General features: G+C 40.5%; 12 protein-coding genes, 2 rRNA genes and 1 pseudogene (1 of these 15 only partly in view). 12 read left to right on the top strand and 3 right to left on the bottom strand.

The genetic code is table 11. The features are described from left to right. Positions 1 to 23 precede the first annotated feature (23 nt). From FTX43_RS04490 to guaB, 10 genes and pseudogenes are all read left to right on the top strand, one after another. Positions 24 to 1,307, top strand: a complete 1,284-nt coding sequence (locus FTX43_RS04490; RefSeq protein ID WP_147606794.1) for a hypothetical protein — start codon at positions 24 to 26, stop codon at positions 1,305 to 1,307. Positions 1,308 to 1,495: 188 nt separating this feature from the next. Then, positions 1,496 to 2,893 (top strand): tRNA uridine-5-carboxymethylaminomethyl(34) synthesis GTPase MnmE, encoded by a 1,398-nt coding sequence (mnmE, locus tag FTX43_RS04485; RefSeq protein WP_002309907.1) that lies wholly within the window; start codon positions 1,496 to 1,498, stop codon positions 2,891 to 2,893. 16 nt (positions 2,894 to 2,909) lie between these two features. After that, positions 2,910 to 4,811, top strand: coding sequence for a tRNA uridine-5-carboxymethylaminomethyl(34) synthesis enzyme MnmG (gene mnmG, locus FTX43_RS04480; RefSeq protein ID WP_065772633.1), 1,902 nt, complete (start codon positions 2,910 to 2,912; stop codon positions 4,809 to 4,811). Positions 4,812 to 5,044: 233 nt separating this feature from the next. After that, positions 5,045 to 5,757 (top strand): annotated as a pseudogene (rsmG, locus tag FTX43_RS04475) (16S rRNA (guanine(527)-N(7))-methyltransferase RsmG). A gap of 11 nt (positions 5,758 to 5,768) precedes the next feature. Further along, positions 5,769 to 6,536, top strand: coding sequence for a ParA family protein (locus FTX43_RS04470; RefSeq protein ID WP_002293108.1), 768 nt, complete (start codon positions 5,769 to 5,771; stop codon positions 6,534 to 6,536). After that, positions 6,523 to 7,413 (top strand): ParB/RepB/Spo0J family partition protein, encoded by an 891-nt coding sequence (locus FTX43_RS04465; protein WP_002293107.1) that lies wholly within the window; start codon positions 6,523 to 6,525, stop codon positions 7,411 to 7,413. The genes FTX43_RS04470 and FTX43_RS04465 overlap by 14 nt, the downstream gene beginning before the upstream one ends. A 20-nt stretch (positions 7,414 to 7,433) precedes the next feature. After that, the gene (locus FTX43_RS04460; RefSeq protein ID WP_002293106.1) at positions 7,434 to 7,625 is read left to right on the top strand and encodes a DUF951 domain-containing protein; all 192 of its coding nucleotides are present in this window, start codon (positions 7,434 to 7,436) and stop codon (positions 7,623 to 7,625) included. Between the two features lie 8 nt (positions 7,626 to 7,633). Then, the gene (gene ychF / locus FTX43_RS04455; RefSeq protein WP_002293105.1) at positions 7,634 to 8,734 is read left to right on the top strand and encodes a redox-regulated ATPase YchF; all 1,101 of its coding nucleotides are present in this window, start codon (positions 7,634 to 7,636) and stop codon (positions 8,732 to 8,734) included. An 89-nt stretch (positions 8,735 to 8,823) separates the two neighbouring features. Beyond that, entirely contained in the window at positions 8,824 to 9,519 is a 696-nt protein-coding gene (locus tag FTX43_RS04450; protein WP_002309913.1) for a DUF1129 domain-containing protein, read from the top strand. A gap of 383 nt (positions 9,520 to 9,902) precedes the next feature. After that, positions 9,903 to 11,387, top strand: coding sequence for an IMP dehydrogenase (gene guaB, locus FTX43_RS04445; RefSeq protein ID WP_002293341.1), 1,485 nt, complete (start codon positions 9,903 to 9,905; stop codon positions 11,385 to 11,387). A gap of 311 nt (positions 11,388 to 11,698) precedes the next feature. Here the strand turns inward: guaB and serS are convergent, their stop codons facing one another. The 3 genes from serS to FTX43_RS04430 all read right to left on the bottom strand — a co-directional run bounded on the left by serS (position 11,699) and on the right by FTX43_RS04430 (position 15,148). Continuing rightward, positions 11,699 to 12,970 (bottom strand): serine--tRNA ligase, encoded by a 1,272-nt coding sequence (gene serS / locus FTX43_RS04440; RefSeq protein ID WP_002313908.1) that lies wholly within the window; start codon positions 12,968 to 12,970, stop codon positions 11,699 to 11,701. Between the two features lie 293 nt (positions 12,971 to 13,263). After that, positions 13,264 to 14,472, bottom strand: a complete 1,209-nt coding sequence (locus FTX43_RS04435) for a cell wall metabolism sensor histidine kinase WalK (protein ID WP_002309915.1) — start codon at positions 14,470 to 14,472, stop codon at positions 13,264 to 13,266. Next, positions 14,459 to 15,148 carry a response regulator transcription factor gene (locus FTX43_RS04430; protein ID WP_002295268.1) on the bottom strand — a complete coding sequence of 230 codons (690 nt, stop codon included), beginning with the start codon at positions 15,146 to 15,148 and terminating at the stop codon, positions 14,459 to 14,461. The genes FTX43_RS04435 and FTX43_RS04430 overlap by 14 nt, the downstream gene beginning before the upstream one ends. Before the next feature lie 740 nt (positions 15,149 to 15,888). Here FTX43_RS04430 and FTX43_RS04425 point away from each other — a divergent pair. Together FTX43_RS04425 and FTX43_RS04420 are read left to right on the top strand one after the other, a co-directional pair. Then, positions 15,889 to 17,448, top strand: a 16S ribosomal RNA gene (locus tag FTX43_RS04425). A 344-nt stretch (positions 17,449 to 17,792) separates the two neighbouring features. Continuing rightward, a 23S ribosomal RNA gene (locus FTX43_RS04420) occupies positions 17,793 to 18,832 on the top strand; it runs 1,875 nt beyond the window's last position. The 16S and 23S rRNA genes sit together here, the layout of an rRNA operon.

Raw genomic sequence — 18,832 nt, 5'->3', positions numbered from 1 at the left:
AGAGAAGAAAGGAGCGTTTAAAGATGGATCTTTTAGATGCAGCACAAGTAGAAATGCTGATTCAATCAGCGGATAAAAAAAGAGAAAAGTACGTAAATAGCGAAAAATATGTGCCAGAAATGTGCAGTGTTCTTTTACAAAATTGGAACATGATTGGAAATGATATTTTTTTTAAGACGAAACCCAGTACAAGCCCGACGCTTGAATTTATGACCGTTTACCAACAAATCCTCAATGTTTATCCAGATGAATTCGAAGGTCGGGACATCAACAAAATCAAAGAATCCATTCAAAAAAGTATTTATGGTTCAATCCATACAAAATTATTTAAAAATTACATCAATGAGCTAGAGAATAATCATAAAGATAGTTTTTTAGTTGTACCAGTTTCGATGTTTTATAAAGAAAAGTGGTATTCATGGTTCAAAAATGGTCATGGCGTCACTTTCATCATAAAAAAAGAGCAAGATCGTCTGAACGTAGAAGTTTATGATAAAGCACACATGAGAATGCACTGCCCTGATAAAAGAGCATTGAAAAAAAAGATTCAAGAAAAGCTGTGGTTCGATCAAGAGACCCTAAAAATCACCCCAGTTTATGTCTATGAAGGAGTAGAGAAGAAAGGATTGGAAGAAGTGCTTCGGATAGGAAGGCAGCATCTTACCTTTGAAGAAAGAATTAATCCATTTGCTACAGCTAAAAGAACTTATCACATTTTAAACAAGCTAAGTAACTGCACAGAAAAAGAATATGTTGCGAATCATATTGCTACTACTCAGTATGTTCAAGGAAACTGTGAAATAAATAATATGAATGCTTCTTTAAAATATATTTTGGGAACCAGAAAACAAGTCACTATCCACGACAGAAACTTTTGGCAAACGAAATACAAAACATTATCGACAGAAAAATTCAACTATGTAATGAATGAACTAATGATCATGCACTTGGAAAAATCGGGATATGGTAAAGAAGAAGTGAGAAATTTTATTTCAAAAGCCTATGATCATTATTTGGATAGAAAAAAAGAGCGAGAACAGCTTCCACTGGAGAATAAAAAAATCCATAAAGTATTTTGGGGTGATAAATATAACAATGCAATTTGGACAATCCCATTTGTTCCTCGGAAAGAAGTAGTTCCTGAATCCCGTCACATAACAGGAGCGGAAATCAAAGCGATAAGAAATAGGTGTGATCAATTTGATCAGAAAAAAGTAGAAACACTGCGTAAAATCATTATTGATTCCAAGTCAAAAAAGAATCAAAGAACACAAAGAGACAGCCAAAGGCAATTAAATGTAAGGTAATGGAATCAAGTGAGGTACAACTTCATATAACTTGTTTTAAACACTTGATTCCTTATGACAAGTGTGATAACCTATGACCAGAATTTAATCAAGAACAAGCAGTCAAAGTGCGAAGTTCACCATTTATTATGCATAAAGGGTGGAGTGGGCACTTTTTTTGTGCGCAAAATGAAAAAGGAAGTGAAAAAATGGCTGAAATTACTTTAGAATTTGATACGATTGCGGCAATTTCTACCCCGCCTGGAGAAGGAGCAATCAGTATCGTTCGTTTAAGTGGCGATCAAGCTGTGCAACTAGCAGATAAAGTTTATCATTCTGGGAATAAACGACTATCAGAAGTACCAAGCCATACGATCCATTATGGACATATCGTTGATCCTAAGAGCGATCAGCTAGTCGATGAAGTCATGGTCTCCGTGATGAGAGCACCAAAGACATTTACGCGGGAAGATGTAGTAGAAATCAATTGTCACGGCGGGATCGTCGTAGTCAATCAAATTTTGCAGTTACTGTTAAGAGAAGGGGCAAGATTAGCTGAGCCAGGCGAATTCACAAAACGAGCATTCTTGAATGGTCGTGTTGACCTTTCACAGGCAGAAGCTGTGATGGATTTGATTCGAGCAAAAACAGATAAAGCAATGGGGTTAGCCCTCAATCAGTTAGACGGCAATCTGTCTGCCTTGATCCGTTCATTGAGACAAGAGATTTTAGAGACATTAGCCCAAGTAGAAGTAAATATTGATTATCCGGAATATGACGACGTCGAAGAATTGACTACGAAGTTATTGCTTGAAAAAGCACAGATGATCCAACAAAGAATCCAAGCACTACTTGCTACATCCAAGCAAGGAAAGGTTCTGCGGGAAGGGTTAAGTACGGCGATTATCGGCCGGCCAAATGTCGGTAAATCAAGTTTGTTGAACCATTTGTTAAGAGAAGAAAAAGCAATCGTTACGGACATTGCAGGAACGACTAGAGATGTAATCGAAGAGTATGTCAATGTTCGGGGGGTACCGCTCAAGTTAATCGATACAGCTGGAATTCGGGAAACAGAAGATGTGGTGGAACGTATTGGGGTCGAAAGAAGCCGTAAAGCATTAGCAGAAGCAGACTTGATCTTACTTGTTCTAAACCAAAGCGAACCACTGACAGCAGAAGATGAACAATTACTGGAAGCGACAAAGGGATTGAAACGGATCATTCTTCTAAATAAAACAGATTTGCCAGCACAGTTGGAACAAGAAAAATTGAACAAATTGATCGAAAATGAACCAGTTTTTTCAATTTCCGTAGCTAAAAACGACGGACTAGATCATTTGGAATCAGCTATTTCTGATTTATTCTTCAGCGGAGAAACAGGAGAAAGAGACGCTACCTATGTTTCCAATACCCGCCATATCGCATTGTTAGAAAAAGCTTCTCTGTCACTTGAAGAAGTCATTGCAGGTATTGATGCAGGAATGCCTGTGGATCTCGTTCAAATCGATATGACGCGTTGTTGGGATTATCTAGGAGAAGTAGTTGGCGACAGTGTACAAGATGAATTGATCACTCAATTATTCAGTCAATTTTGTTTAGGAAAATAAAAGGAGGAACAAACGATTGAAACATTATGAAGCAGATGCGTATGACGTGATCGTTGTCGGCGCAGGACATGCTGGTTCAGAAGCTGCACTTGCTGCTGCACGTATGGGCTCGAAAACGTTATTACTGACAATAAATTTGGATATGGTAGCATTCATGCCATGTAATCCTTCTGTAGGCGGACCAGCTAAAGGCGTTGTTGTTCGAGAAATCGATGCGCTAGGTGGAGAAATGGGTAAGAATATCGATAAAACCTATATCCAAATGCGTATGTTGAACACAGGAAAAGGCCCAGCTGTCCGAGCATTGCGAGCACAAGCAGACAAACATGCTTATTCAACACAAATGAAACATACGATCGAAAAAGAACCAAATTTGACGCTAAGACAAGGAATCGTCGAAGAACTGATCGTCGAAGATGGTATTTGTCATGGTGTAGTGACTTCCACAGGAGCGAGCTACCGGGCAAAAGCAGTTGTTATTACAGCCGGAACAGCACTTCGCGGAGAAATCATTATCGGTGAATTGAAATATTCATCAGGTCCGAATAACTCTCAACCTTCTATTGGACTAGCGAATCATCTAAAAGAACTTGGCTTTGCTATCGAACGGTTCAAAACAGGAACGCCGCCTCGAGTAAAATCAAGTACGATCGATTATTCTGTTACAGAAGAACAACCTGGTGACAAAGAGCCGAATCATTTTAGTTTCAGCACACCAGATAGTGCCTATAAACTAGATCAGGAATCTTGCTGGCTAACCTATACAGGTGAGACGACTCACCAAATCATTCGAGACAACTTACATCGTGCCCCAATGTTTACAGGGATCGTTGAAGGGGTAGGTGCTCGCTATTGTCCATCCATCGAAGATAAGATCGTGCGTTTTGCAGACAAACCACGTCACCAACTATTTTTAGAACCAGAAGGCTTGAACACAGAAGAAGTCTATGTTCAAGGGTTATCTACTTCTTTACCAGAAGATGTCCAAGTCGACATGCTTCATTCCATCGCCGGTTTGGAAAAAGTAGAAATGATGCGTACAGGATATGCTATCGAATATGACGTAGTAGAACCACACCAGCTCCGTCCGACATTAGAAACTAAAGTCGTTGAAAATCTTTATACAGCTGGACAAACAAATGGTACAAGCGGGTATGAAGAAGCGGCTGGACAAGGGCTGATTGCTGGTATCAATGCAGCTTTGAAAGTTCAAGGAAAAGAACCTTTAGTAATCAAACGAAGTGACGGTTACATCGGTGTTATGATCGATGATTTGGTGACAAAAGGAACGAACGAACCTTACCGTTTGCTGACTTCACGTGCTGAATACCGTCTGCTTTTACGTCATGATAATGCAGATTTGCGATTGACAGAAATGGGCCACCGTGTGGGCTTAGTAAAAGAAGACCAATACAAGGCTTATTTGAAGAAAAAAGAAGCAGTTGAACAAGAAATCAAACGTTTGATGAATGTACGGATCAAACCAACAGAAGAAGTTCAAGCCTTTTTAGCGACGATTAATGCGGCACCTCTAAAAGATGGCGTACTAGCAAGCGACTTTTTAAGACGCCCTGAGATTACTTATGCAGATCTTCTACGGTTTATCCCAGAGAATGAAGAATTGACACGAAAAGAAATCGAACAAGTAGAAATCCAAATCAAATATGAAGGCTACATCAAAAAAGCCATGGAAAAAGTAGAAAAATTAAAACGCATGGAAGCGAAAAAGATTCCAGAAAACATCGACTACGCAGCAATCAACGGATTAGCAACAGAAGCAAAACAAAAATTGCAGAAAATCCAACCAGAAACGATTGCCCAAGCTAGCCGGATCAGCGGGGTAAATCCTGCAGATCTAAGCATCTTAATGGTCTACATTGAACAAGGGAAGATTGCGAAAGTCAGTGAACCAGCGTAATACGTAATAATAAATAGAAGAGAGAACCAGTTTTTGCAGAAATTGCTCAAAGCTAGTTCTCTCTTCTATGTGTATTTTATAAGTGCCATAATAGAAAGAAAAAATCTATCGACTTTTCTTACTTTTCAAATTTTTAAGAATCCATATGGAAGGATTGCATGTCTTGGGATTTTGCGTTAAAGTAGGGAGAGAATCTGTGAAACAATTGCTGTTTCACAATGAAAGGAATAATTATGATACCAGAAGAATTTCGCCAATCTTTGGCAGAAAAAGGGATAGAGCTTACCGATCATCAAATGGATCAATTTGCTATCTATTATCGGACATTAGTCGAATGGAACGAAAAAATGAATCTTACAGCTATTACGGATGAAAAAGACGTATACCTGAAGCATTTTTACGATTCGCTTACATTAGCATTTGAAGTAGACTTTACGCAACCTTTATCTTTATGCGATGTCGGTTCAGGAGCAGGGTTTCCTAGCATACCTTTAAAAATTGCCTTTCCTGAATTGCAGATAACGATTGTTGATTCTCTGAATAAACGAATAACCTTCTTGTCTGAACTAACTCGATTATTAGGAATCGATGCTTCCTTATATCATGACCGGGCAGAAACATTTGGACAAAATCCTCAATTTCGTGCATCATTTGACCTTGTCACTGCTCGTGCAGTTGCTCGTTTGAATGTGTTAGCAGAATTATGTTTGCCCTTGGCTAAACAAGAAGGCTATTTTTATGCATTGAAAGCAGCAAAAAGTGAAGAGGAACTGACAGAAGCAAAACAAGCGATTGCTTTATTAGGTGGTAAATTCCTCAAAGAAGAGGCAGTTACCTTGCCGAATGTCTCTGACCAACGGCATATTATCGTCATTCAAAAAAGAAAATAACCCCAAAGAAATACCCAAGAAAGCCCGGTCTGCCTAATAAGCAGCCAATCAAATAGGAGGAGAAGAGATGGCACAAATAATATCTGTTGCGAACCAAAAAGGTGGCGTCGGCAAAACAACGACGACGGTAAATCTAGGTGCTTGTCTTGCCAGCCTTGGCAAAAAAGTATTGCTAGTGGATATGGATGCCCAAGGAAATGCTACCAGTGGTGTCGGGATCAGAAAACCCGATGTGACAAAAGACATCTATGACGTTCTAGTCAATGAATTGCCAATTGATGAGGCGACTTTGATCACTGAACACGAAAATTTGAGTATTGTGCCTGCGACTCTCCAATTAGCAGGAGCAGAGATCGAATTGACATCAATGATGGCAAGAGAATCAAGATTAAAAGGATCTTTAGCAGAAGTCAGCAGCCAGTATGATTATATCTTGATCGACTGTCCGCCTTCTCTTGGCCATTTGACAATCAATTCATTTACAGCAAGTGATTCGATTTTGATACCTGTTCAGTGTGAATATTACGCATTGGAAGGATTAAGCCAATTACTGAATACGGTTCGTTTAGTTCAAAAGCACTTCAATCCAGAATTAGAAATAGAAGGTGTCTTGCTGACCATGTATGATGCACGAACAAATCTGGGAAATGAAGTCGTAGAAGAAGTACGCAAATACTTCCGCGAAAAAGTCTATGAAACAATCATCCCAAGAAATATTCGTTTATCAGAAGCACCTAGTCATGGAAAACCGATCATCGACTACGACCCACGTTCTCGGGGAGCTGAAGTCTACCAAGCATTGGCAAAGGAAGTGGTAAGTCGTGAAGAAAAGTAAAGGATTAGGCCGAGGAATCGATGCATTGTTCCAAGATTTAGAAAACTTAGAGACGGTGGATGTAAAAGATGATACTGTGGTCCAGTTGCCATTGAATGAGCTGCGACCAAATCCGTATCAGCCGCGTAAGACATTTGAAGAAGTATCTTTGCAAGAACTAGCTAATTCTATTGAACAATCAGGCGTCTTCCAACCAATCATCGTACGCCGTTCTGCAGTAAAAGGATATGAGATCATCGCAGGGGAAAGACGTTTTCGAGCGTCCAAACTAGCTGAAAAAGAAACGATCCCTGCTATCGTCAGAGACTTTGACGAAGAAGCAATGATGCAAGTAGCCGTGTTGGAAAACTTGCAACGGGAAGATCTGAATCCATTAGAAGAAGCAGAAGCGTATGAAATGCTGATGAAAAATCTGAAACTGACACAAGCAGAAGTGGCTAGTCGTTTAGGAAAGAGCAGACCTTATATCGCCAATTATTTGCGCTTGCTTTCTTTACCAGATCTTGTTAAGGAAATGGTGCAAGATCAACGTTTATCTATGGGACAAGCTCGTACGTTGTTAGGCTTGAAAAACAAATCATTGATCTTGAAATTAGCCAATCGTGCAGTAACTGAAAATTTAACTGTCCGCCAACTGGAACAGATCGTTTCTGAGTTAAATCAAAACGATGGAAAAGAAAAGAAAAAAATCCCAAGGCTAGCAAAGGAAAAACCATATTATATCCGAGAAAGCGAAGATCGTTTGATGGATAAATTCGGTACGAGCGTAGCTATCCAAGAAAAAAACGGGAAAGGTAAGATCGAGATCGAATACCTTTCTCAAAAAGATTTGACACGAATTCTTGATATCTTGAATATTCAATTTGATGAAGAATAAACAAAAAGGAGGCTATTTTTATGTACGACTTGCACGATATCGTTGAAATGAAAAAACCTCACGCTTGCCAGACGAACCGCTGGGAAGTCATTCGAATGGGCGCAGATATCAAAATCAGATGTATGAATTGCGGACATATCGTCATGATGACCCGTCGAGATTTTGAAAAGAAATTAAAAAAAGTAATTGAAAAAAATGCAGAGAAAGAGTGAATAAATTTATGGCATTGACTGCTGGAATTGTTGGGTTGCCCAACGTAGGAAAATCAACTTTGTTTAATGCGATCACAAAAGCAGGAGCAGAAGCAGCAAACTATCCCTTTGCGACGATCGACCCTAACGTAGGGATGGTAGAAGTACCTGACTGGCGTCTGCAACGCTTAACAGAACTTGTACATCCGAAAAAAACTGTTCCGACGACTTTTGAATTTACAGATATTGCTGGGATCGTAAAAGGCGCAAGTAAAGGAGAAGGTTTGGGGAATCAATTCTTAAGCCATATCCGCCAAGTAGATGCTATTTGTCACGTTGTACGCTGTTTTGATGATGATAATATCACTCACGTAGAAGGTCGCGTCGATCCACTAGAAGATATTGATACAATCAACTTGGAACTAGTGTTAGCAGACTTGGAATCTATCAACAAACGCTATACTCGTGTAGCAAAAGTTGCTAAAACCAAAGATAAAGATGCAGTGGCAGAGCTAGCTGTATTGGACAAAATCAAACCTGTACTGGAAGAAGGAAAATCTGCTCGAACGATCGAATTCACAGAAGAAGAACAAAAAATCGTTAAATCACTATTCTTATTGACGACAAAACCGATTCTTTACGTAGCAAATGTGTCAGAAGATGATGTGGCAGATGCAGACGCGAATCATTATGTACAAGAAGTGCGCAACTTTGCTGCAGAAGAAAATGCAGAAGTGATCGTGGTCAGCGCTCGTGCAGAAGAAGAAATCGCAGAATTAGATGAAGAAGACAAAGCGGAATTTCTAGAAGCTTTAGGAATCGAAGAATCAGGTTTGGATCAGTTGATCCGTGCCGCTTACGATTTGTTAGGCTTAGCTACTTACTTTACTGCTGGGGAACAAGAAGTACGTGCGTGGACATTCAAAAAAGGAATCAAAGCGCCACAAGCAGCAGGAATCATCCATTCAGATTTCGAACGTGGATTTATTCGTGCGGAAACTGTCTCTTTTGAAGACTTGGATCATTATGGAAACATGCATGCAGCAAAAGAAGCTGGACGTGTTCGATTAGAAGGAAAAGATTATGTCGTACAAGACGGCGATGTAATGTTATTCCGCTTTAATGTGTAAAAGGGCTATCAAACTAGCTGTAGAATATGGTAGAATGTCTTTTGTGACGACCGTTGAGAAAAGGAACGGCTAAGGAGGACTATTAGATAATGGAACCAGAACAATTACGAGAAATCGTAAAAGAAAACAATAGTTTAGAAACAAAATTAACCAAAAGAAATCAACAGTACATTTTTGATTTGAAAAAATCTTTAGAAGCAGCGAATTTGTCTGAAGAAGAAAAAGTAAAAGCCCTTCATGACATTCTGCCTACTTTAGTTGCAGAACAAAAAGGCGGAAAAACAGCTCGCCAATTGTTCGGGACAGTCTCTGAAAGAACGGAAGCAATCATCAATAAACCAGCAGAAGTACAAAATACATCGACCCCTTTATTGATGTGGTTGGATAATACGTTATTACTGCTTGGTCTATTAAGTATCATGATCGCGATTACCGGATTGTTTTCACGTGGAACAACGCCAGCTTATGGATTCTCTACACTCGTTCTAGGTTCTGCAATCGGTGGCTGGGTCTTTTATATGATGTACAAGTACATCTATCAGTATGAATACCCAGGAGCAGATCGAAGCAAGAAACCAGGAATGGGTAAAACATTGCTTATCCTAGGTGGAACGACACTTCTTTGGGTCGTGCTGTTTTCTGCGACAACGCTATTGCCACCAGTTATCAACCCAGTATTAGATCCGATAGTAGTTATCATCATCGGAGCAGCAGCTTTAGCCGTCCGTTACTACTTGAAGAAAAAGTATGGGATCATTGGAAGTTTATCCGTTCCAAGAAGATAAACCAGAAAGCAGAGCAGTAGCTTTACTAAATATTAAGAGGTAGTAAAGGACCTTATTCCGTTTATCCATAGTTAAATAATAGCAAGGGACTGTGACAAAATTCTTGTCACAGTCCTTATTTGTAAATAAACGGTCTTCAAAAGCCAGTTTATCGGTATTAAGCCAAATCTATGCAAAAATATGGAAAGTCATTTTCACAAAATTTTTATTAATACTCGAAACTAAGTAGCTTTTTCACAACCTCATTTAGCATACACACATATGTAAGCGGTTTATATTGGTATTCTATGAGAAAGCTAATTTGATTCCATGTAGATCATTGACTTAAATGAAAAAATCAATTATTTTAATAGATAAACTAAATTAGAGGAGTGGTACTAAAAATGTCCAACTGGGAAACAAAGTTCACGAAAAAAGGATTTACTTTTGATGATGTCTTATTGATACCAGCAGAAAGTCACGTGTTACCAAACGAAGTGGATATGAGCGTACAATTAGCTAAAAATATTAAGTTGAATATTCCAATCATCAGTGCAAGTATGGATACCGTTACCGACAGCAAGATGGCCATCGCTATGGCAAGACAAGGCGGATTAGGTGTGATCCATAAAAACATGACGATCAGCCAGCAAGCGGATGAAGTAAGAAAAGTCAAACGTTCTGAAAGTGGTGTCATCATTGATCCGTTCTTCTTAACACCACAGCATCTTGTAGCAGATGCAGAAGAATTGATGAGCAAATACCGTATCAGCGGTGTGCCAATCGTTGAAACACTTGAAAACAGAAAATTGGTAGGGATCATTACAAACCGCGACATGCGTTTTGTAACAGATTACCACATGCCCATTGCTGATGTGATGACAAAAGACAACTTAGTGACTGCCCCAGTAGGTACCTCTCTAAAAGATGCAGAAAAGATTTTGCAAAAACATAAAATCGAAAAATTACCAATCGTTGATAACGAAGGTCGTTTAAGCGGATTGATCACAATCAAAGATATCGAGAAAGTGATCGAATTTCCAAATGCAGCAAAAGATGAACATGGTCGATTACTTGTAGCAGCAGCCGTTGGTGTAACAAGCGATACATTCGAGCGTGCGAATGCTTTATTAGAAGCAGGGGTAGATGCAATCATCATCGATACAGCTCATGGACATAGTGCAGGTGTAATCCGAAAAATCCAAGAAATCCGTTCAACTTTTGCAGATGCAACATTGATTGCTGGGAACGTTGCGACGGCTGAAGCGACAAAAGCTTTATATGATGCAGGGGTGGATGTCGTAAAAGTCGGTATCGGACCAGGATCGATTTGTACGACACGTGTGGTAGCCGGTGTAGGTGTACCTCAGCTCACAGCTATCTATGATGCAGCATCAGTTGCTCGTCAATATGGCAAAGCGATTATTGCAGACGGAGGAATCAAGTACTCTGGTGACATCGTCAAAGCATTAGCTGCCGGCGGACATGCAGTTATGTTAGGCAGCATGTTGGCGGGGACAGATGAATCACCAGGTGAATTCGAAATCTTCCAAGGCCGTCGATTCAAAACATACCGAGGTATGGGTTCATTAGGCGCGATGGAAAAAGGTTCAAAAGACCGTTACTTCCAAGGTAGTGTCAATGAAGCAAATAAATTAGTACCAGAAGGAATCGAAGGTCGGGTTGCTTACAAAGGAAGTGTTGCAGACATTATTTTCCAAATGATCGGCGGTTTGCGTTCAGGGATGGGTTATGTTGGGGCAGCCAATTTACAGCAATTACGTGATGAAGCGCAATTCATCCAAATGAGCGGCAGTGGATTAAAAGAATCACACCCTCATGATGTACAAATCACGAAAGAAGCACCAAACTATTCAGTTGAATCTTAAAAATACTAAAAAAAGAGTGGTGACACATGTTGTGTCACCACTCTTTTTTTAAGTAAACAATGTTCCTTTTTAAACGGTGTTCAATCAGCTGGCCCTCGGTATTAGCTCAAAAAACGGCAAAATATGAGGAGCTATTTTTCCATTTTTTTCTCTAATACTCAGGCCAGGACGCTGATTTCACAACCTTTCGATAAACGGTGTTCAAAAGCTTGCATCTGCGGTAATAAGCCCAACCAAACGAAAAATCAGAGGAGCTATTTTTGTTTGGCAGTTCTTATTACTTGATGCAGGACAGCTTTTTCACAACCTCTTTATTTAATAACTTTCAGATTACCCATATAAGGAACGAGCGCTTCTGGAACTGTGACAGAACCATCTTCATTTTGGTAGTTCTCCAAAACGGCAGCTACTGTACGGCCAACCGCAAGTCCTGAACCATTCAAAGTATGAGCGTAGTGGATTTTTCCATCATTATCGCGATAACGAATCATGGCGCGGCGTGCTTGGAAATCTTCACAGTTAGAACAAGAACTGATTTCACGATAAGTATCTTGTGCAGGAATCCATACTTCTAAATCATAAGTTTTAGCTGCAGAAAAGCCCATGTCTCCAGTTGATAAGGCCATTACACGATAAGGCAAATGCAGTTTTTTCAATATATCTTCTGCATCAGCTGTCATTTTTTCCAATTCTTCGTAAGAATGTTCTGCATCCGAGAATTTGACCATTTCTACTTTATTGAATTGGTGAAGACGGATCAGTCCTCGAGTATCCCGACCGGCACTTCCAGCTTCAGAACGAAAAGCAGGACTTAGTGCAGTGAAATAAACAGGTAAATCCGCACCATCTAAAATTTCATCATTATAATAGTTAGTCAATGGGACTTCAGCTGTCGGAATCAATGTTAAATCAGTATTCTCCAATTGGAAAACATCTTCTTTGAATTTTGGAAATTGTCCTGTACCAAACATCGCTTTACTGTTGACGATATAAGGAGTGATCATTTCAGTATAGCCGTGTTCGTAAATATGCTGATCAAGCATGAAGTTGTAGACTGCACGTTCTAATCGAGCGCCCAACCCTTTATAATAAACAAAACGGCTACCGGCTACTTTTGCGCCACGTTCAAAGTCTAAAATATCCAGATTTTCTGCAATTTCCCAGTGTGGTTTTGGCTCAAAAGCAAATGTACGTGGTTCGCTCCAACGACGGATTTCTACATTGTCCTCTTCGTCTGATCCAACTGGCACAGAATCATGGGGAAGGTTTGGCAAAGTAGTGGCAATTTGTTTCAATTTTTCATCTACTTCAGCAATTTCAGTATCCAATGCTTTGATGTTGCCACCAACTTCTTTCATTTCAGCGATTTTAGCAGAAGCATCTTCTTTTGCACGCTTCAATTGAGCGATCTCAGCAGAAACGTCATTTCGATATTTTTTCAATTCTTCACTTTTGACTAGTAATTTGCGGCGGTTTTCATCTAGTTCCATGAATTCAGCTAATGTTTCTTTTTTAACGCCCCGAGTCATCAATTTTTCTTGTACTTCTTCGATATTTTGTCGCATCATTTTTACATCTAACATATGATTTCCTCCTTTTTGAAAATAAAAAAAGACTGATCCATCCCCTTATTCTTGGGACGAATCAGTCTGAAATTCGCGGTACCACCCAAGTTCAGCATAAGCTGCACTTGTTGAACACATAACGGCTGTTGAACCGACCTTTCTTATTTCGAAAGGGCACGTAAACGAACTGGAACTTCCAAATTACCCTTTGCTGATTTGCACCTGCCATCAGCTCTCTGAAAAAGAATAAAGTGTACTGGGTTCTGTGTTTTTCATTTATTCTAATAATTGTAATAAGAATAGCGAATATTTCAGCTTTCGTCAATAACTTCCTGTGCATCAATAGGTAATTTTTCATTTTTCTTGATTGGAAGGTGCATGATGAAAGAAGTCCATTGCTTATCTGATTTTGCATAAATGTAGCCACCATGTAAAGCCACAATACTTTGAGCGATTGCTAAACCAAGCCCAGTTCCTCCAGTTGCTTGTGACCGAGATTCTTCTACACGATAAAAGCGGTCGAATAGATTATCGATTGCCTGTTGTGGGATCATTGCTCCATTATTTTTGACCGTTGCAACAACTTCTGAACCGACACGTTCTACTTCGATCACGATTTTCGTTGCTCCTTTTCCATATTTCAACGCATTCGTCAAAAGATTATTGAAGACACGTACAAGTTTTTCTGTATCGCCATCCATGATAAGGGAATCTACTTTTGACTGCACAAGTATTTGGATATTTTTTTTAGAAGCTTCCAACTCAAAATCAGCTGCTAACTGTTCGATCAACTGGATCATATCAAAGGCAGAAAAATTTACTGGGACAGCAGGCTGGCGTACCTTAGTGTATTCAAATAAGTCGTCCACTAAAGATTTCATCTGCTTTGCTTTAATATAAGCGGTATGTGTATACTTTAAAAGATCTTCTTCTGAGTGATACTGACCATCTTCTATCAATCCTAGATATCCAATGATAGAAGTAAGTGGGGTACGGATATCGTGACTAACATTTGTGATCAATTCATCTTTTGATTTCTCGATTTTACGTTCGTCTTCAATCGCTGCTACTGTGCTATCTACCAATCCATTGATACTTGTTACAACTCGGCTTAAGTCACCACTAAGTTCAAAAGGGATACGATGATCATAATTTCCATTTGCGATGTAATGAAGTTCACTGATGATATGTCGTAATTGCATTTGGCGATATCTTCGAATCAAACGCCAATACAAAACACCGATATCTAATAGAAAGAAAAAGGGAATAATAAAGTTTCGACCGTTCCAAAATAAATCAGTGTTCAATCGTTCCGCAAAAATATTCTTTGAATCCCAAATAGCATTCGTTAAAGAAGGTGAACTATTAATTACCGAACTGATAACAACCAAAATAGAAACATTTAATAGAAGTAAAAGGATGATCGTGATGATTCCTTCCGCTAACAATTCGCTGATTTCTTTTGAAGTCAAGTTGATCCGACGGCGTTTTTCAGTTGCTCGTTTACTATCTTGCGTCAATTTTATAGCCCACTCCCCAAACGGTTTGAATGACTTTTTCACCACCAGTTGCTTCTTCGATCTTATCTCTTAAATGGCTAACATGAACCATGACAGTTTTAGCAGAGACAATACTTTCTTGTTTCCAAACACGCTCAAAAATTTCATCTGCGCTAAATACTCGATTAGGATGACTAGCAAGTAAGTAGAGGATACCGAATTCCAAAGCTGTTAACTGGATTTCTTTCCCATCAATTGTTTTAACTTCATGAGAGTCTTTGTTGATGATTAATGCATTTACTTCTAATACATCAGGCTGATCTGGGGCGATCTGCATTTTTGTACGTCGTAATAGAGACTTTACTCTAGCCATTACTTCTAATGGATTAAACGGTTTGGTTACATAATCATCTGCACCAGCCACCAGTCCTTTGATCTTATCCATATCAGTAGTTTTTGCTGTCAGCATAATGATTGGGATTTGAGATTCTTTTCGTAGCTCTTTCACTACTTGCATCCCGTCCATCTCTGGCATCATGATATCTAAAATAAGTAATTCAATATCAGGGATTGTTCTGATTTTAGATAATGCTTCTTTCCCATCATAAGCTTTTACTGCTTCATAGCCTTCATTGTGAACATAGATACTTAATAATTCAACGATTTCTTTATCGTCGTCAGCAATCAAAATTTTCATAAATAAATCCTCCAGAGTCATATTGTTACTATTATTCTAGCAAAAAAAAGCAGAAATAGATAAAAGCAGCACTTTGTTAAGGAAAATTTTAGAAGGTGAGAGATTTGGTCCTCATAAATAGGACAAAAACATGAACATTAAACTGAAAATAAAAGGATTTTTCGTTTTTTAAGGTTATAAAGACGAACAAAAAAGGAGCAGAACTAACTAACAATCATATAAGCTGGAAATGTTGATAAATAAGCATTTTCTTATTGACTTTCGTATGTGATGTTGATATATTATTATTTGTTCAAAAGAACACCAATAACTTAAAATAATAAAAAATAAGTTATTGACATGTTGATAGTGACATGATAAGATAACTGAGTCGTTAAAAAAGAACAGCTTGCGAAGGTTGATTCTATTGAAAAAAACTTCAAAAAAGTTCTTGACAAATAACAAACGACAAGTTATGATAAATGAGTTGCTGAAAGATTTCAAAAAAATGAAATCGAAAAAAACTTTTAAAAAAGAGTTGACAATCACTTGCCACTCTGATATGATATAAAAGTTGCTACGGCAGCCAAAATAAATCGGAAAAACATTTCCGATGAAGTAGACCTTTGAAAACTGAACAAAGTAAGACAAACCAAATGTGTAGGGCGTCTTGATTCAATTCAAGACAACAAACATTTTTAACAAGCAAGCAATATGCTAGCAAACAAATTGAGCTTAACAATCGTAAGATTGTTCGAACTTTTTATGAGAGTTTGATCCTGGCTCAGGACGAACGCTGGCGGCGTGCCTAATACATGCAAGTCGTACGCTTCTTTTTCCACCGGAGCTTGCTCCACCGGAAAAAGAAGAGTGGCGAACGGGTGAGTAACACGTGGGTAACCTGCCCATCAGAAGGGGATAACACTTGGAAACAGGTGCTAATACCGTATAACAATCGAAACCGCATGGTTTTGATTTGAAAGGCGCTTTCGGGTGTCGCTGATGGATGGACCCGCGGTGCATTAGCTAGTTGGTGAGGTAACGGCTCACCAAGGCCACGATGCATAGCCGACCTGAGAGGGTGATCGGCCACATTGGGACTGAGACACGGCCCAAACTCCTACGGGAGGCAGCAGTAGGGAATCTTCGGCAATGGACGAAAGTCTGACCGAGCAACGCCGCGTGAGTGAAGAAGGTTTTCGGATCGTAAAACTCTGTTGTTAGAGAAGAACAAGGATGAGAGTAACTGTTCATCCCTTGACGGTATCTAACCAGAAAGCCACGGCTAACTACGTGCCAGCAGCCGCGGTAATACGTAGGTGGCAAGCGTTGTCCGGATTTATTGGGCGTAAAGCGAGCGCAGGCGGTTTCTTAAGTCTGATGTGAAAGCCCCCGGCTCAACCGGGGAGGGTCATTGGAAACTGGGAGACTTGAGTGCAGAAGAGGAGAGTGGAATTCCATGTGTAGCGGTGAAATGCGTAGATATATGGAGGAACACCAGTGGCGAAGGCGGCTCTCTGGTCTGTAACTGACGCTGAGGCTCGAAAGCGTGGGGAGCAAACAGGATTAGATACCCTGGTAGTCCACGCCGTAAACGATGAGTGCTAAGTGTTGGAGGGTTTCCGCCCTTCAGTGCTGCAGCTAACGCATTAAGCACTCCGCCTGGGGAGTACGACCGCAAGGTTGAAACTCAAAGGAATTGACGGGGGCCCGCACAAGCGGTGGAGCATGTGGTTTAATTCGAAGCAACGCGAAGAACCTTACCAGGTCTTGACATCCTTTGACCACTCTAGAGATAGAGCTTCCCCTTCGGGGGCAAAGTGACAGGTGGTGCATGGTTGTCGTCAGCTCGTGTCGTGAGATGTTGGGTTAAGTCCCGCAACGAGCGCAACCCTTATTGTTAGTTGCCATCATTCAGTTGGGCACTCTAGCAAGACTGCCGGTGACAAACCGGAGGAAGGTGGGGATGACGTCAAATCATCATGCCCCTTATGACCTGGGCTACACACGTGCTACAATGGGAAGTACAACGAGTTGCGAAGTCGCGAGGCTAAGCTAATCTCTTAAAGCTTCTCTCAGTTCGGATTGCAGGCTGCAACTCGCCTGCATGAAGCCGGAATCGCTAGTAATCGCGGATCAGCACGCCGCGGTGAATACGTTCCCGGGCCTTGTACACACCGCCCGTCACACCACGAGAGTTTGTAACACCCGAAGTCGGTGAGGTAACCTTTTGGAGCCAGCCGCCTAAGGTGGGATAGATGATTGGGGTGAAGTCGTAACAAGGTAGCCGTATCGGAAGGTGCGGCTGGATCACCTCCTTTCTAAGGAATATTACGGAGACTACACAATTTGTTTTTACTTTGTTCAGTTTTGAGAGGTTTACTCTCAAACACTTTTGTTCATTGAAAACTGGATATTTGAAGTAAATGTAAGTAATACAAACCGAGAACACCGCGTTGAATTTGAAAGCTAAACAAATTGTTTAGCCTGAAGCAAAATAGGCGGACGACCATGAAATCTTTGATTTTATGAGACGATCGATCTTTTTGCCGCACAGGCTGATTTGTGAGCTGGATAGAGTTTTTTAATAAGTTCAATTGCTTATTTTCTTGATCTAACTTCTATCGCTAGAAGAAGGATCAAAACCCAACCGAAAGGTTGATAAGGTTAAGTGAATAAGGGCGCACGGTGGATGCCTTGGCACTAGGAGCCGATGAAGGACGGGACTAACACCGATATGCTTTGGGGAGCTGTACGTAAGCTATGATCCAGAGATTTCCGAATGGGGGAACCCAACATCTTTAATAGGATGTTACGATTGTGTGAATACATAGCACATTCGAGGTAGACGCAGAGAACTGAAACATCTAAGTACCTGCAGGAAGAGAAAGAAAATTCGATTCCCTGAGTAGCGGCGAGCGAAACGGGAAAAGCCCAAACCAACAAGCTTGCTTGTTGGGGTTGTAGGACTCCAATATGGTCGTTCTTTCAGATAGTCGAATGACTTGGAAAAGTCAGTCAAAGAGGGTAAAAACCCCGTAGACGAAATGTGGAAGACACCTAGGAGGATCCTGAGTACGGCGGAACACGAGAAATTCCGTCGGAATCCGGGAGGACCATCTCCCAAGGCTAAATACTCCCTAGTGACCGATAGTGAACCAGTACCGTGAGGGAAAGGTGAAAAGCACCCCGGAAGGGGAGTGAAATAGAACCTGAAACCGTGTGCCTACAACAAGTCAAAGCCCGTTAATGGGTGATGGCGTGCCTTTTGTAGAATGAACCGGCGAGTTACGATTGCATGCGAGGTTAAGTTGAAGAGACGGAGCCGCAGCGAAAGCGAGTCTGAATAGGGCGTTTGAGTATGTAGTCGTAGACCCGAAACCATGTGATCTACCCATGTCCAGGTTGAAGGTGCGGTAAAACGCACTGGAGGACCGAACCCACGTACGTTGAAAAGTGCGGGGATGAGGTGTGGGTAGCGGAGAAATTCCAAACGAACTTGGAGATAGCTGGTTCTCTCCGAAATAGCTTTAGGGCTAGCCTCGGAATTGAGAATGATGGAGGTAGAGCACTGTTTGGACTAGGGGCCCATCTCGGGTTACCGAATTCAGATAAACTCCGAATGCCATTCATTCATATCCGGGAGTCAGACTGTGAGTGATAAGATCCATAGTCGAAAGGGAAACAGCCCAGACCACCAGCTAA

Source organism: Enterococcus sp. DA9 (genome assembly GCF_008000875.1).
GTDB classification, from domain to species: domain Bacteria; phylum Bacillota; class Bacilli; order Lactobacillales; family Enterococcaceae; genus Enterococcus_B; species Enterococcus_B lactis.
Note: the sequence above shows the minus strand (reverse complement) of the source record. Positions and strands in the feature narration are given on the sequence as shown.

Excerpts from the sequence above, each read along its gene's own strand:
- ychF (WP_002293105.1), top strand. The coding sequence starts at position 7,634 with ATGGCATTGACTGCTGGAATTGTTGGGTTGCCCAACGTAGGAAAATCA.
- FTX43_RS04470 (WP_002293108.1), top strand. The coding sequence starts at position 5,769 with ATGGCACAAATAATATCTGTTGCGAACCAAAAAGGTGGCGTCGGCAAA.
- serS (WP_002313908.1), bottom strand. The coding sequence starts at position 12,970 with ATGTTAGATGTAAAAATGATGCGACAAAATATCGAAGAAGTACAAGAA.
- FTX43_RS04460 (WP_002293106.1), top strand. The coding sequence starts at position 7,434 with ATGTACGACTTGCACGATATCGTTGAAATGAAAAAACCTCACGCTTGC.
- FTX43_RS04490 (WP_147606794.1), top strand. The coding sequence starts at position 24 with ATGGATCTTTTAGATGCAGCACAAGTAGAAATGCTGATTCAATCAGCG.
- FTX43_RS04430 (WP_002295268.1), bottom strand. The coding sequence starts at position 15,148 with ATGAAAATTTTGATTGCTGACGACGATAAAGAAATCGTTGAATTATTA.
- mnmE (WP_002309907.1), top strand. The coding sequence starts at position 1,496 with ATGGCTGAAATTACTTTAGAATTTGATACGATTGCGGCAATTTCTACC.
- guaB (WP_002293341.1), top strand. The coding sequence starts at position 9,903 with ATGTCCAACTGGGAAACAAAGTTCACGAAAAAAGGATTTACTTTTGAT.
- FTX43_RS04450 (WP_002309913.1), top strand. The coding sequence starts at position 8,824 with ATGGAACCAGAACAATTACGAGAAATCGTAAAAGAAAACAATAGTTTA.